This window comes from Mucilaginibacter sp. (genome assembly GCF_965200995.1).
Classification (GTDB): Bacteria; Bacteroidota; Bacteroidia; order Sphingobacteriales; family Sphingobacteriaceae; genus Mucilaginibacter.
Window position 1 is genome coordinate 2,636,337 of sequence record NZ_OZ241743.1, and the last position, 15,428, is coordinate 2,651,764.

The window sequence follows — 15,428 nt, forward strand, 5'->3', positions numbered from 1 at the left end:
AGTAAACACACAAAAGGCAAAGCTGAATAGCTTTGCCTTTTGACAGATGCATAATTAATTTTTGTTAACTACATCCCACCATAAGCGGGTGCCGCCATTATCAGGGCCGCTTAACAGACTTGCCGCTTTAGTAACCTCGGCTTTGTTATTGTTATACTCGTCCTGAGAGAAAGGTAAGCGGCGGATAAAACCTGTGGTACTGATGGTACCCTGGCTGTTATTTACCACTACTGGCATCAGCACCGGATAGTTTGTTCTTCTAAACTCTGCCCAGGCCTCTTCTCCGTCAGGCCATAAAGCCAGCCACTTCTGCGTAATAATACGCTCCAGTTTTTGCTGATAGGTGGCCCCCTCATCCCATTTAACAGTAATCTTGCTTAAATAAGGTGAACCTGCGGGTACATTATTGTTGGCGCTCACCAAATCTACATAGGGGGCTTCTGTACCGGTGCTGTTGTCTAAATAATTACCCAATGCAACGCCGCTTTTATCAAAAGACTGAATAACACCCTGACTGTAGAAAGAAGAAGCCGTTCCGCCACCCATATTCCAGCCGCGTAATGCGCCTTCAGCGCGTATAAAAGAAATCTCCGAAGCTGCCATTAACTGTATTGGCGAGGAAGAACCAGAGGGGAAGCTAAGCAAACTGGCTTTTGAATATTGCTGGGCAGAAGTAATAGGCACCCCATTACGGATACCACGATACTGCCCGTCGCTGTTAGGTACAAAGTAAGCTGAGATTCGCGGGTCAGTATACCCTTTCAAGTAGCACTCCATCGGTGCACCCATTTCGATGTCAAAATATTCATAAGTGATTGACCACAGCGAGTTTTTAAATGTTACACCGTTAGCTGCCTTTACAAAAGCATTATCTGCATTACTGGCTATTAAACCGTTAGGATCATTTACCGCTTCTTCAGCTTTGGTTTTTGCCAAGGATGGGTTTACCATCGAAATACGCAGGGCTAAACGCAGCTTTAAGGAGTTTGCAAATTTCAGCCACTGCTTGTAATCTCCATTGTAAATTAAATCATATGGTTTTAAAGGTGTGGCGTTTGGATGCGCTGCAATGTAGGCACTCAAAGTTTTAATTGAAAAATCAAGTTCAGTAAAGAATTGATTGTAGATGGCTTCCTGGCTATCGTAAGGAGTAGAAAAGCCGCCATTTCCAAATTGACTATACGGCATAGGGCCATACACATCAGTTACACGATGCATGCCCTCTACCTTCAAAATATTGGCTATGGCCAAAAAGTCGGGATTAGAAGTGGAAGCCCTTTTACTAACTTGTAACCAGTTAGCCATTACACTTTGAAAACCAATGTTAAAAGGAGCTGTATTCCAATCTTGTACTAAACCATAATTAGTATTGTTTACGCCCCCATTAAACGGATCGCCCGACATCATGTAACCTGAATAGATATCCGCGTTCAGGTTTTGCTGCAGCTGGTACAAATAATTGGTAGTGCTGAATATAGCCAATTGCATAGGCACAATAAAAGTTCCTAAGCCTTCACCGTCAATTTTCAGTAATGAATCGGTAGCATTGTAACGGTTGGTATTGTACTCATCAAATTTTTTGGTGCAGGCAGATTGCGAAATTACAGCACCCAAACCGGCAGCAAGCACTACGGTGGATAATTTTATATGTTTGAATATTGTCTTCATGGTTATTTGAATATTAACTACAGTTATTAAAATTGTGCACTTATTTTAAAACCAATGCTTCTGAGACTTGGCAGATTGAAAGCATCCAAACCCTGTAAGCCGTTAGCAGTTGACAAGGTAACATCCGGGTCAAAAGGTGCATTGTTCTTGATCATCCATAAGTTGCGGGCAATAACTGATAGCCCTACGTTTTTAATTTTATTATTTAAATAAGCGCCTGTTAAGGTATAGCCAAACACCAGTTCGCGGAGGCGAATATTAGTGGCGCTATATACATATTCTGATACTATAGCATTACGTCCGCCTGTGGTGGTATAGTATAATTGAGAATCAACCTTTTTACCATTTATACTAACGCCACCATTATCGCGCGCCTTACCGGAAGCTGCTGATACCCCGTATTGATCAAGTACAGCTTGCGTTAAAGAAACTACCTGACCACCAAAGCGGCCATCCACCAGGAAACTTAACCTGAAACTTTTGTAATTAAATTCATTTTGAAAACCTGCGCTAAAACGAGGATTATAGTTTCCGATTTTAGTATAGTCTGACGATTTAACAGGTATGCCGTTAGCATCTACTACATAATTGCCATTGGCATCTTTTTTAGCGGCTTGGGCATACATATCACCGTATGATCCGCCTTTTTGTACACGCAGGTTAAATACGTCTGTTGAAAGATTTACATAGTCAAGTGAAGTTTGGGCACCGGTATAAGGGTCCTGGTACTCTAACACATCTAAAATTCGGTTTCTGTTAATTGAGAAGTTAACACTCGGTCTCCATGTAAATGCACCGAATTTTGCATTATATCCAATGGTGCCGTCAATACCCTTGTTCATTAAGTTGCCACCATTAAAGTAATAGGTACTATAACCGGTAGACGGACTTACTGTGATAGGATAGATCTGGTTACGCGTATAAGACTTATAAACGTTGATATTCAAACTCAGGTTATCATTAAAGAACCTTGCATCTAAACCAATTTCATAAGAACGCGTTTTTTCAGGCTTTAATGCAGCAAACGGGGCAGCGCCAATGGCATTTACTGATCCGTTTACGATTGGATATGTTGGGTTAGTAGCATAAGCTATACCAGTACCATTACCCACATTGGTTAAGTTGGCACGTATTTTAGCAAAAGTAACAGGCTCGGGTAACTTGAAAATTTTACTCAATACTGCGTTTAAGCCAATTGCCGGATAGAAAAAGTTGTTCTTTGAAGTAAAAGCTAAGCTTGAATCCCAGTCATTACGTCCGGTTACATCTAAATACAGCATATCATTATATCCTAATGTAGCGGTACCAAAAATTGACTGTATTTGCCGGCGATTTGAATATTGAGTAGGATACACTAAGGTGTAATCAATGTTAGATATAGAAAATACATTGGCAAAATTTAACAGGTTACCATCAGTATTGGAACCTGTTGCCAAGTTGTCCTGAATACTGACCCCCAAGTTGGCAGTTAAGGTAAACTTGTTCGACAGCTTTTTATTAATGTTGGCAATGAAATCTGCATAGGTTTGATTGCTACGGGTTGGGTTATACTGATAACCGCCTTTTGCCCCTACCAACGTAGTGGTTGTAGTTGCATAGCGTTGTGCTTCGTATATATCACTGGTATTATCAATCTTTAAACGCGCCTGTACATTCAGCCAGTTAGTAATATTATATTTCAAGCTCACTGTGCCTAAAAAGCGGCTTAAACGATCCTGATTGGTATTGCGGTTGGCAATCCAGTACGGGTTTTGCGTGGCGATATCATTAATACTATAGGGCCAGTTTTGCGTATTGAGCTGACGCACCGGGTCAAAAATCTCATAATTGTTCTTGTATGGGGTAAAGTCAACACCACGCGGAAAAATATAAAGCGGCACTAAAGCGTTGTAATAAAACCCCTGATAAGGGCGGTTGTATACGTTTTGCGTAATGTAGTTTGCCGACACATCGAAGGTCAGCTTATCCTTGAAAAACTGGCTGGTATTACGCGCCGTAAAATTGTATTTATCTAATTTATTATTAGGTAAGATGCCAGTCGAATTGGTGCTTTCAAAAGAGAAGTAACTTTGGTTACCGGCAGTACCTGTTTGTAATGATACACCATTAATAAAAGTTTTTCCGGTTTTAAAAAAAGACCGGGGATTATAGCTTGATGCGGTAGTTTTATCCCCCCAGCTAAAAGGAGAATTAGTAACCGGCTGGCCGTTCTCATCAACAGTAGTTTGCCCGTAGGTGGTTTGCAGCTTGGGCAACATAAACGGTGTATCAAATGTTGTATTTGAATTCACACTGATAGTGGTTTTACCCGCCAAACCTTTCTTAGTGGTAATTAAGATAACACCGTTAGCGCCCTGGCTACCGTATAATGCCGCCGAAGAAGAGCCCGGAAGCACAGTTATGCTTTCCACATCATCAGGATTTAAGTTTTCTATGGCATCGCCTCTGTCCTGACCGCCAAAAATACCGCTGATCTGGGCGCTGTTATTGCGCGGCATGGGTATACCATCAATTACGTATAATGCATTATTATCGCCGTTAATTGATTTATTACCCCGTAATACTACTTTAGTTGAGCCACCCACACCTGACGAGCTGCGGGTAATTTGCGCACCCGCCACTTTGCCAGACAGGCTGTTTACCAAACTGGCATCAGGCACTTTGCTTAATTCATTACCATTAATAGTTTGCACTCCGTAAGTTAAAGAACGCGATTCCCGGCGAATACCCAATGCGGTAACTACTACTTCTCTTAAGCTCTGCGCGTTTTCATGAAGAACAATATTTATAATACGCTGCTCATTTACAGTAACCTCCTGGCTGCGATAGCCAATAAAGGAAAACACCAGTACATCACCTGCTTTTGCGTTTAAAGTATATTCGCCCTGAACGTTGGTTTGCGTTCCTGTAGCAGTTCCTTTCACTACCACACTTACACCAGGTAAGGCCAACCCAGTAGTATCTTTTACCACACCTCGTACGCCGGTTTGCATATTAACCGAAGTTTTGGTTGACACAATCAGGTTGTTGTGCATTAATGTAAACTGCAGGCCTGTCTGGTCGCTTAGTTCATTCAGCACCTTGTTTACAGGTTCTTTATCGGCATCTAAAGTTATACGCTGCTGATCGGTAAGGTTTTCTCTGTCATAATGCAGTTGTAATTTTGCCTGGGCGCTTATAGAAACGAGTACATTTTGTAATGATTCGTCTTTAACATGCAGCGTAAGCATTTCGCTGATACGTGAACTGGCAGGCAAGCCATTCGATTGCGCTTTGAGCCATGCAGGCAGCACAAATATCAACGTTAGACACAGGGTTCGTAATTGACGTAAGTTTAATTTCATAAGCTGAGGCATTAATAAAAAGTAACGGTTTGATTATGAATAGTGTAATTTATTCCTTCGGTTAAACTGATGGTTTTAAGTATATCGGGCAAAGCTTCCTTATTAAAAGTTCCTGTATAACTCCAATTTTCTTTTTGGCTCTTGTTAATAATAGTCACATTAAATTTATTTTCTATACTGTTGATTATTTCAGCGGCAGTTGCATCTTTAAAACTGAGCTGCCCATGCTGCCAGCCGGTAATCTCCTTTTCATTGTTAAAGGCAGATTGAATAACTTGCCCATTCAATGATGGTACCACCAACTGCTGGTGCGGCAGCAATATGTGCAACTTAGGTGCTGTTGTTTTACGTATGTCCCTCACCAGCACTTTGCCGTGCAGCAATGCAACAGCTATTGTGTGCTCTCTTGTATAGGCACGGATGTTAAACTCAGTCCCTAATGCGGTAGTAGAAAAACCAGGCGTATATACAGTAAACGGCCGCAACTTGTCTTTAGCCACCTTGAACAGCGCTTCACCTTCGTCTAAATAAACCGGGCGCTTGTTGAAGGCAAATTTTTCAGGAAAACGAATGCTCGAACCAGCATTCAGTATAATAGCACTACCATCAGAAAGTGTATATATAGCTGATTTTCCTTTGGGCGTATTAATATACCACCAGCCGTTTTTAAGCTGTTTTGTTATATTATTAGGGCTGTATACGGCTGTTTGCCTTTCATTAATCTTAATTTGCTTTAAATAAAGTAGTACTACTACTCCTAAAGCAAGCACTGCTATTGCTGCCGCCTGCGTCCATCTGATTTGGCTCACAGCCCGCTTTTTCTGCAGGCGCCGGTCTGTCATTAATTTATTGAGCCGCAGATACTCATCAATAACGTCATTGCTAACCGGCAGTTCGTCCGTAGCATGCTGTTCCAGCCACTGTTCAACAATCAATCGCTCCTGCTCGGTACAGATACCTCGCTGGTAACGGCGTAATAGCGCCAATATTGAATTACTCAACTATTATAGGTTTATGTTCCTAATGTCGGGCAGCAATGAAAAGAGTACTATAAAATTTTATAGCTTTTAGCGAAAAATCAGATAACCTATAAGTACTATCCATGAATAATAGTGGTGAAGCCGGAGAATGTGTAAGGCTTTTGAGAGTTGATTTTTTACTGTTTGCGGAGATATTTTTAGTTTTACAGAAATCTGGTTAATGGTAAGGTATTCAAAACGGCTGGCTATAAATACTTCTTTCATCTTCAGCGGCAACTGGTGAATACCTGCAATAACTTCGCGCAGCTGCTGTTGATAATGCAATTTATCTAATGCATCAGGATAATGATGCTCAATATATTTCCCCAAATCTTCAGCATACGCTTTAAAGTGGGTATGATTGCGGTAAATATCAATTATTTTAAACCGGGCAGATTGGTACAGATAAGCCTTTAAGGAAGTTTGTATATTTAAAGTAGATTTCTTTTCCCATAAATTGATAAAAAGATCCTGAAGTATATCATTGCAAACTTCAGGATTTTTCAGTTTTTGCAGAAGATATATATACAACGGCTTACTATAACGACAGTAGATCTCATCAAAAGCCGCGGTACAGCCGCCTTTCAACTGGTTTAGTAACTGTATTTCACAAGCCTGCTGTGGCATATTAGTTAAATACGATAATTGGTGTAATGCTGTTACAGGTTTTGATTTACACTACAAATAACAATATTAATTTACCATTATACTAATTTAAACACGTGTAGTGCGATTAAAAAAAAGGGTTAAAAACCAGGGAAGGTTGTGCATATAACTGATAAACAGTATATTAAGGAATATTTAACGCCAATCAAATATTTCCTCATGCACAACCTTTCAACCAATTTCCGTTTATTTTTAGACATCACCAAATCTGTTTTTGAATCCCGTATCAATAGTGAGGGTAACTTTAGGTTTTATCCCCGCAAACCCAAGCAATCTGATTGTGAGATACTGGCTTTAACGCTGGCAGCAGAATCTATCGGGATAGATTCGGAAAGTTATCTCTTTGGCAAACTCAGGCATGATTATCCCGCTGACTTTCCCAATCTCATTCACCGCTGCAATTATAACCGCAGAAAGAGAGTGCTTGGCCCTTATCTGCAGCAGCTTAACCGGTTGCTTGCGGCTAAGTTAAGCGAAGGGGAAAACATCTTTATTGTAGATTCCATTCCTGTTCCCGTCTGCAAGATGGCCCGCGAAAAGGCGTCAAAGATCTGCAAAGAGAACTTCGGGACTGCGCCGGACAAAGGTTATTCAGCGGTCAACAAGGCTTATTACTATGGCTATAAACTTCACCTGGTTACTTCCGCTAACGGGGTTTTTCAGGCTATGGAACTGACAAAGGCAAGTGTTCATGACATTCACTATCTTAATGATCTGAAGTATTCAGGAATGAATAACTGCACCCTTGCTGGTGATAAGGGATACTTATCAAAGTCTTATCAGGCGGATCTGTTCAACACCGCTCACATTGAACTGAAAACACCTATGCGCCATAACCAGGCCGGTAAAAAGCCTTTTGAACCGGTATTCAAAAAAGTAAGAAAACGTATCGAAACGCTTTTTGCCCAGTTGTGCGATCAGTTGATGCTCAAAAGAAATTATGCTAAATCTATAACAGGGTTAACCCTGCGCATTCTAAATAAAATTACGGCCGTTACCTGTTTGCAATTTATCAACAAGCAAAACAACAAACCCATCAATCAGCTTAAATATGCACTCGCTTTTTAATCGCACTACACGTAAACCATTACAATTAAATGCAGTCAAATTCTCAATAAATAAAGGATTTTTAAAAACCATGCCAAAGGTGTTGATAAATTTTTTTTAAAAAATCCTTGACTAATATTGTTTTTAATTTACTTTTATGAAATAACAAAACTATTTATAGTTTTAATTGTCCTTTCACGTATTAAGTCATTGAATTCAACAGCATTATGCTGAATGAAAATTTATTGGCCTAACATTTGACAGTACAAAATTTTTAATTAATTTTGCAAACCGAAAATATAGCCATGAACGATAAAATTATTTCAGCACAGCAAAGCAGAGATATACTCGAGGAGTTATCCGAGTCTTTTAAACCAACTGACGTGAAGTTTTTACTGGCTCTTAATTCAGAGTTCAGTATCGATGAATGTATTGGTGATGCTCAGGCTATGATTAGCAGACTTCAAAAATTTGTAGATGGAGGTCATGTTAATCAAGGTGAGGGTTATCATTATTCAGATGTAAGCGGATTTTAAAAAAATATTTGTATCTTTATACATTCTTAAGAGAGTGCAAGTTTAAACTTGCACTTTTTTTTTATAAGTAAGTATGTCACAATCAGGTTTTATGTACGAATTACGCACGGTTGCTAAAGATATTGTAGAGAAAATTGGGTATGATAATATTTATACAAATGTCAATACTATTTATCCAAGTGCACCTCAAAACCTTTTCCTGAATAAAGTAGAAGTTGTCACAAACTTTGTTAGACAATACATGCAGAAGTTGGACAAGCCTAAAGATTTGGTTGTAAAGTTTGACCATCACGCTAAAGGCAATGTCTATGGATTTTACATAAACTTAAACGATAAAACCTGCTATATTGTACTAAACCCTAATTTAAATTCTTGTTGGAAGCGATTTGCACTACTAAAAGAGTTATGTTCAGTATATATTAATCTTTACGATATCAAAGGTTACAAAACCAATAAGTATAATAATTACACTGATTCAATTGAAAATGCCTTTAGTAAGAAAGGAATGTTCGTCTCTCATAAAGCTTTTGAAGATGATGATGTTGATGATGAAACTTACTCAATTTTGTTGGCTACTGAATTAATGATTCCAATCAATCATCGACAGGTTATTAAAGATTTAACCGCACAAATAGAAACAGGAGCTTTAACAATGAGTGACATAGCTAAATCACTTATGATGCCAGAGTTTATTTTGAAACAGTATATTGGTTATGGTCTGTTAGATGCTGAACCAGCATATGAAAGTTTCAATGCTTAATAGTTTTTTTGCAAAATAACAATAAAGCCCAGTATCTAACTGGGCTTTATTGTTATAGAGGCTGTAAAATAAACTGTGTCAAAGCGTAAATAAATACCTTTAACATAGTTTATAATGAGACAAGAAGAATCGCCCTTAGGGTACGAGCAAATGAAGAAGAAAGCCCTGGAGCAACTCCGCTCGGGCAAGTCACTGTATGGCAAGGATGGCGCTTTTGCGCCCTTGCTTAAAAGCTTTTTGGATGCAGCTTTGGAAGCTGAACTGGAAAGCCATTTAGATCAAGCAGAGCGCAGTTCCGGCAACCGGAAGAATGGCAAGACCAGTAAAGACGTCCGTACGTCTGATGGGACAATATCTGTCAATACGCCCCGTGACCGTAATTCCAGCTTTGAACCTGAACTGATCCGCAAGCGGGAAACCATACTTGCCGAAAGCCTGGAATCGAAGATCATCGGCATGTATGGGTTAGGGATGAGCCTGCGTGACATCTCCAGGCACATCAGGGATATGTACGATACGGAGATCAGCCACAGCACCTTATCTGCCATTACCGACAAGATCATCCCCGAAGTAAAGGAGTGGCAATCAAGGCCACTGGAAGAGCTTTATACGATCGTTTGGTTGGATGCCATGCACTATAAGGTTAAGGAAGACCACCGGATGGTGTCCCATGCCGTTTACAATATCCTGGGCATTGACCGTCACGGCCACAAAGAACTTTTGGGCATGTATGTCTCTCAGAGCGAAGGGGCTAACTTCTGGCTGTCGGTGCTGACCGACCTGCAGAACCGTGGGGTAAAGGACATCCTGATCGCCTGCATCGATAACCTAAGCGGTTTTCCGCAGGCCATTAATACCGTCTTCCCACAAACAGAGATCCAGACCTGCATTGTCCACCAGATCCGTAACAGCCTGAAATATGTAGCCTCTAAGGATCAGAAGGTATTTATGAAAGACCTGAAGCCGGTTTACCAGGCAGAAACGCTGGAACTGGCTGAGCTGCGCCTGGATCAGCTGGAAGAAAAGTGGGGTAATAAATATGGGAAGGTACTGGAATCATGGCGTAACAACTGGTCAAAGCTAAGCACGTATTTCCGGTATGATGAAGCTGTCCGTAAACTGATCTATACCACTAATACCATCGAAGGCTTCCACCGGCAGGTCAGAAAGGTCACCAAAACAAAAGGCGGCTTTACCTCCGATATGGCCCTGTTAAAACTGATTTATCTGGCCCATAACAACATTAAACAAAAATGGACGATGCCGCTTTCAAACTGGGCCATGACCGCTCAGAAACTGGCCATTTGGTTTCCCGGAAGAATGATATTAGATTTGATGTAGCAATCGCCCCCTGGCAGGCCCCATGGGGCCTGCCAGGGGGTGACACAGTTTATTTTACAGACCCCAAATGATGCCCACATTAAACTTAAACGACTTTACCCCTCAATTGACACTTAACTAAACACTAGTTATTTAAATCAATCAAGTCAATTTTAGATAGCCATTATCTCTTTTTATGATTCCATGATTCTCTGCAATTTTAATTGCCCCCATTAACAACTGTTTCATGTCTTCGGTTACTCTGCTAAACCCAAGTATTTTGGCAACCAAATTTGCAGCACCTTCATCCGAAATGGCGATTGCATCAGACACAACTTGCTTAATCGCCAGATTGATTTCTTCCGGTGCAATAATCTGCAACCTTTTTGAGGTGGCAGGAAGTCGACTACGATTTCGAACTACTGGTTCTTCCATTTCATTAAGCCAAAGAAACTCACCTCTCATCTTGATCAACCCATTCTGTTGACTGAAATTACAAGCTTGTGTGAGCGTATATCTTATGCGCGATCCCACTTTTGATATACCAGCCGCTTCAACCATTCGCCGAGCCATTTCATCGAAATGAATAGGGCTTTCGACAGCAACCACTTCACTAATCCATGTAGCCAAACTTCCGAATGAGTGCAAATGCATCTCTTGAGAACCAATATTCGCTGGCAGACTTGCTTGCTGATAATAAGTAATTTTAGTACTTGTTTGCTCAACTTCTTCTCGCTCTAGTTGCCGCTGTTCTTCTTCGTAAACTTTAATGTCTTCGTCTATACTTGCGGTGACAGCTTTAGCTTGTTCAATAGCTTCGATCAACCGTTTTAATTCACGTTCTGGATTTCGATACCAATCCGTGCTCCACACACGATAGATATTCCAGCCGAACATTTCCAACACCTGTTCTCGCAACCGGTCACGGTCTGTAGCTGATCTAGCCTTGGCGTAATTCTGGCCGTCACACTCTATTCCTATAATATATCGTCCTGAGTTATGGTCGTCGACAACTGCAAGGTCAAGGTAGAAACCAGTTGATCCCACTTTGCTTCTAACAACGTAACCTGATGCAGTTAACTGCTTAGATACCTCATCTTCAAACGGCCTGATATCTTTTACTACCGGCTCGCTGCTGTGCTCAAATTTTGCAAACTGTGCGAAATACAAGAAGCTTTTTAACGCACGGATACCGAATTTTGCATTCTCTGAAACGCGCATATCTGCCGAGGTAATATTGGTAAATACCTCACAACGCATTTTCGCTCTTGTAATTAATACATTTAACCTGCGTTCGCCACCCTCATTGTTTAATGGGCCGAAGCTCATGGGTACTGTGCCATTTTCTATTCGTCCGTAACCTATACTTATATAAATTACGTCTCGCTCGTCTCCCTGTACGTTCTCCAAATTTTTTATAAAGAATGGCTCATGTGGGTGACTTTTGAAGAAAGTTTCTATCTCGGGATGCTGGCGGCGTTGCACTTCTAATGCCGCTTGTATAGCCTGCATTTGCGAAGTGCTGAAAGCCACAACCCCTAAGCTTAATTCAGGAGATTGCCTGGCATGTGCAATTACAGCCTGCGCGACTTTTTCCGCCTCGAGCGGATTAGTACGAGTTTTGCCTCGATCATAGACGGCGTTCGCAAGATGATGGAAGCGTAATCCCAAGCTTTGGCGTGAACCTGGACTTGGAAAAATGACCAGTTTGTTCTCATAAAACTCATGATTAGATAAAGTGATGAGCGATTCATGCCGGCTACGATAATGCCACCTCAACATGCTGCTTGGAGCACCCTGACCATCACACATACCAAGGATACTTTGCATATCAGCCGTTTGGTTGTCTTCATCCTCCACATCGGTATTTAGCTTGTCAAAGAAACTGGTCGGCGGCAGTTGTTTGGTATCGCCAACTACCACCAATTGTTTGCCACGCATAATTGCCCCTAAAGCATCAACAGGTCGTACCTGACTGGCTTCATCGAAGATAATTAGGTCAAACTGTATACTTCCCGGCGGAAGAAAGTTCGCGATAGACATTGGGCTCATCATCCACACCGGCTTAATGGCTTGCATAGCAGCGCCCGCTTCTTCAACTAATTTGCGTATGGCCATATGACGGGCACGTTTGTTGAATTCAGTTTTTAAAACGTTTACCTGGCCACCGGCATGTTGTTTTGGTATGTTTTCCCAATGTTTTAAAGCAACCCTTGCGCGATTATAAACCAAATTCAGTTGATCAAGTTGTCTGAATTGATCAATTACGCTTTCATGGCTAACACGTTCAAATTGGGTAAGCGCCGGGTTTAATTTGAAGGCCTGCTCAATCAGGTATTCATACCAGGTTTTCAATAAGGAAGTTTTCAACCATTGCGAGGCATGCTCCCAACTGGTTGCTGCATCAACGAGAAATCCAAATCCAGCCTGAGTTACTGCCTGGGTAAGATTATTCCAATCAATAACCAGTTGAAGCTCCGCAAACCTTTCGGCGCGTTTCGACCAAAATGCCGACTGTGCACGGAAAGTCATCGCGGCGATCTCTAGTTGCTTAACGCTTCTCACCTCATTTAATTTTAGCGAAGCAAATGTTGCTTTGCGTTGTGATTCAAGATTGCTAGCATACTGTTTAAGTTCACTTCCAAAAGCAGCAGAAATATTGGAAGCATTATTCTGTTTTAAAAATTCAAATAACTGACGACTTACCTGGTTTTTAGCAAACTGTTGATGCACACCTGCAAGATATTCAGCCGCACGACCTAGTGCTGGCCATTCCGATTTTTGTTTCAACCAGCGTTTTCCGAATAATGACGCTGCTAATGGTTCTGATAAGGCCATGTCATTTTCCATACGCTTGGCTTCAGATATTGCATCAACGATTTTTAACCGTTCGAAAACTTCATCAGGCAAGCCAACTTTCATAAATGAAGCCAGCCGTTGGTTCGCCTGCCGGTAACTTCCGATTAGGAACTTGTACCACTTATCGCCATGAGCTACTAAGTTTTGTCGTATGTCCAAAATATCTTGAGACCAAGCTTCCGGGATGAGCTTGTCTTTGTAATCTTTGTACAATGCGTCAAGTGCCTGCCCTATGTCTATTAATTCACGAATATCTTGTTGCTTTAATAACCATGTATCACTAATAATGTCAAGGTCTGTAAGATTAGGAGCTTTGGATGCCACTTCTAATTCTGTAATGAGTAAGTCCAATGAGTTATTACCTTCGGCAGGTCCAAGTCCAGTGGATGTTTGTATTTTTTCTGACAATTCACGCAAAGCCGTAACTGCTTGGCTAGCCTGCCTTACTTGCTCTTGAACAGAACCTTTCTCGTGCGGCAATAGAACAGTAAGCTCACTTCCCCAAAACAGCAAGTTTTGAGGAATGCCGATATCTTTAAGCCTCGCCTGAAGACGATCACAGGTAGCTGATGCATCCCGGACCTTCTCCGCATCCCAATGCTCAATATCATGAATAAGTACTTTAAAAAAATGCTGCTGACCAATTTCAGTATCGATTTGTAATAATAAACCTATAACCTGATTAGCACTTAAACCACTACCGGCGATGCTTGCGTTAACCGCGTTGCAATAACTATTTAATTCTTCACGTGAGACAGCTAACTGCTGAACTTCTTGTTCCAGTTGGTTAATAGCAGGTCTCCCAAGTTCCATCACCCGTTTCAGTTCATCCAGTAAATCACGTTTGTTAGCTTTATGACTATGTAACTCCAAACACGCTTCACTCAGCTGAACAGAATCCAATCTACGCTTAACAACTTCTAGCGCAGCCATTTTCTCCGCAACAAACAATACCTTTTTGCCCTGACCAATGGCATCGGCAATAATGTTGGTAATGGTTTGAGATTTCCCTGTGCCAGGAGGGCCTTGTATGACCAGATCATAACCTTCATTAACTGCCAGAATAGCTTGCATCTGTGAACTGTCAGCATCAACTACCTTAAACAGTGCATTTGCGTTTGTTTCTTCATCCAAGTCTTTACTGTCTTCTTCGTCAGGTTGATATCCTAACCGGAAACCAGTTTCAAACAGCGCTAATATGTTTTCATGTAAGCCAGGCTGGTGACCATCCGGCCATTTAAGAGTATCGAGATCGTTATAGATCATGAATTTCCCGAAAGAGAAAAAGCCAAGTTCAATTTCGTCATGCTCTACAGACCAAAGCTCTTCCTTAGTAATATGATCTTTGATTAAGTTGAAATACGACTCCACATTTATATCCTCCGAATCGGGTAGATCTGGAATAGAAATGTTAAAATCGGCCTTCATCTTGGCCTGCAACGATAAGTTTACGCCAATGTCGCTGCCTGTATATTTCAAGCGAAAACGCTCTTGCGCACTGGAACGTTCAAGCTCCACAGGAATGAGTAAGAGTGGCGCGTAACGCGGTGTTTCTATATTACCTGATTCATACCATTTGAGTTTGCCCAATGCCAGGTAAAGTATATTGACACCCTGCTCCTCAATGCTGGTACGCGCAAAGTAATAGGTATTTAGTAACTTCGTTTGAAGTTGTTGTTCTGATTCATTTGTCTGTAATTTGGTGTCGTGATAAGACTCCTCGGTTGGCTGCATCAATTCAGTCTCTTCAACATCACTTTCCATAATCTCTAATTGTACCTGAGTGCTCTTCTTTTCAGGAATGCCTAGAAAGGTCATGGCCTTATACTGTCTTGCGAGAATGTCAAAGATGAACTCAGATTTTTCCTGGACAATTTTAAGCCCTTTTCCTTTGAGAGTTTTATAGTTAAGCAGAGGGTTTCTCAAACCAAGATCCAGTAGTTCCTTACGTGAAGCTTCCAGCTTCGCTTGTATCGAGTCCAGCATTTTGTAAATAAGGTCAGTAATTGTTGACGGCGGTATCAAATTTAGTCGATTAAAGCAATTAAATCAACTATCGAATTCGCTGATAACGTAATTTTCGGATGGTATTAAAAAATGTACTTTAATTTAATTGCTATTAGAATCTCTTGAATAGCTTTTTCCTGTGATAACTCATCAATTAAAAATTAATATATAATAACCAACAGGTTCCTAGTAACACGGTTAT

The 15,428-nt window shown here is 41.0% G+C and carries 9 protein-coding genes; 4 read left to right on the forward strand and 5 right to left on the reverse strand.

The genetic code is table 11. The features are described from left to right. Positions 1-54 precede the first annotated feature (54 nt). The 4 genes from ACY652_RS12325 to ACY652_RS12340 form a co-directional block, all read right to left on the reverse strand. Positions 55-1,668: a RagB/SusD family nutrient uptake outer membrane protein gene (locus tag ACY652_RS12325; protein ID WP_462264675.1), complete on the reverse strand. Its 1,614-nt coding sequence runs from the start codon at positions 1,666-1,668 to the stop codon at positions 55-57. 26 nt (positions 1,669-1,694) lie between these two features. Next, positions 1,695-5,012, reverse strand: coding sequence for a SusC/RagA family TonB-linked outer membrane protein (locus tag ACY652_RS12330; RefSeq protein ID WP_462264676.1), 3,318 nt, complete (start codon positions 5,010-5,012; stop codon positions 1,695-1,697). 11 nt (positions 5,013-5,023) lie between these two features. Beyond that, on the reverse strand, positions 5,024-6,013 hold the full coding sequence (locus tag ACY652_RS12335; protein ID WP_462264677.1) for a FecR family protein: 990 nt from the start codon (positions 6,011-6,013) through the stop codon (positions 5,024-5,026). Positions 6,014-6,079: 66 nt separating this feature from the next. Continuing rightward, a complete protein-coding gene (locus ACY652_RS12340) occupies positions 6,080-6,658 on the reverse strand; it encodes an RNA polymerase sigma factor (protein ID WP_462264678.1) in 579 nt (192 codons plus the stop codon). A 198-nt stretch (positions 6,659-6,856) separates the two neighbouring features. Here ACY652_RS12340 and ACY652_RS12345 point away from each other — a divergent pair, with 198 nt between their 5' ends. The 4 genes from ACY652_RS12345 (at position 6,857) to ACY652_RS12360 (ending at position 10,381) form a co-directional block, all read left to right on the forward strand. Next, the gene (locus ACY652_RS12345; protein ID WP_462264679.1) at positions 6,857-7,765 is read left to right on the forward strand and encodes an IS982 family transposase; all 909 of its coding nucleotides are present in this window, start codon (positions 6,857-6,859) and stop codon (positions 7,763-7,765) included. A 284-nt stretch (positions 7,766-8,049) separates the two neighbouring features. Further along, the gene (locus ACY652_RS12350; RefSeq protein WP_462264680.1) at positions 8,050-8,280 is read left to right on the forward strand and encodes a hypothetical protein; all 231 of its coding nucleotides are present in this window, start codon (positions 8,050-8,052) and stop codon (positions 8,278-8,280) included. Positions 8,281-8,353: 73 nt separating this feature from the next. Next, positions 8,354-9,040, forward strand: coding sequence for a hypothetical protein (locus ACY652_RS12355; protein WP_462264681.1), 687 nt, complete (start codon positions 8,354-8,356; stop codon positions 9,038-9,040). 114 nt (positions 9,041-9,154) lie between these two features. Beyond that, positions 9,155-10,381, forward strand: coding sequence for an IS256 family transposase (locus ACY652_RS12360; protein WP_462264682.1), 1,227 nt, complete (start codon positions 9,155-9,157; stop codon positions 10,379-10,381). A gap of 141 nt (positions 10,382-10,522) precedes the next feature. Here the strand turns inward: ACY652_RS12360 and ACY652_RS12365 are convergent, their stop codons facing one another. Then, positions 10,523-15,205 (reverse strand): DUF3320 domain-containing protein, encoded by a 4,683-nt coding sequence (locus ACY652_RS12365; RefSeq protein WP_462264683.1) that lies wholly within the window; start codon positions 15,203-15,205, stop codon positions 10,523-10,525. Between the last annotated feature and the right edge of the window lie 223 nt (positions 15,206-15,428).

What these genes read in the sequence shown, in the direction of transcription:
- ACY652_RS12325 (WP_462264675.1), bottom strand. Translation starts at nt 1,668, where the DNA reads ATGAAGACAATATTCAAACATATAAAATTATCCACCGTAGTGCTTGCT.
- ACY652_RS12330 (WP_462264676.1), bottom strand. Translation starts at nt 5,012, where the DNA reads ATGAAATTAAACTTACGTCAATTACGAACCCTGTGTCTAACGTTGATA.
- ACY652_RS12340 (WP_462264678.1), bottom strand. Translation starts at nt 6,658, where the DNA reads ATGCCACAGCAGGCTTGTGAAATACAGTTACTAAACCAGTTGAAAGGC.
- ACY652_RS12345 (WP_462264679.1), top strand. Translation starts at nt 6,857, where the DNA reads ATGCACAACCTTTCAACCAATTTCCGTTTATTTTTAGACATCACCAAA.
- ACY652_RS12350 (WP_462264680.1), top strand. Translation starts at nt 8,050, where the DNA reads ATGAACGATAAAATTATTTCAGCACAGCAAAGCAGAGATATACTCGAG.
- ACY652_RS12355 (WP_462264681.1), top strand. Translation starts at nt 8,354, where the DNA reads ATGTCACAATCAGGTTTTATGTACGAATTACGCACGGTTGCTAAAGAT.
- ACY652_RS12360 (WP_462264682.1), top strand. Translation starts at nt 9,155, where the DNA reads ATGAGACAAGAAGAATCGCCCTTAGGGTACGAGCAAATGAAGAAGAAA.
- ACY652_RS12365 (WP_462264683.1), bottom strand. Translation starts at nt 15,205, where the DNA reads ATGCTGGACTCGATACAAGCGAAGCTGGAAGCTTCACGTAAGGAACTA.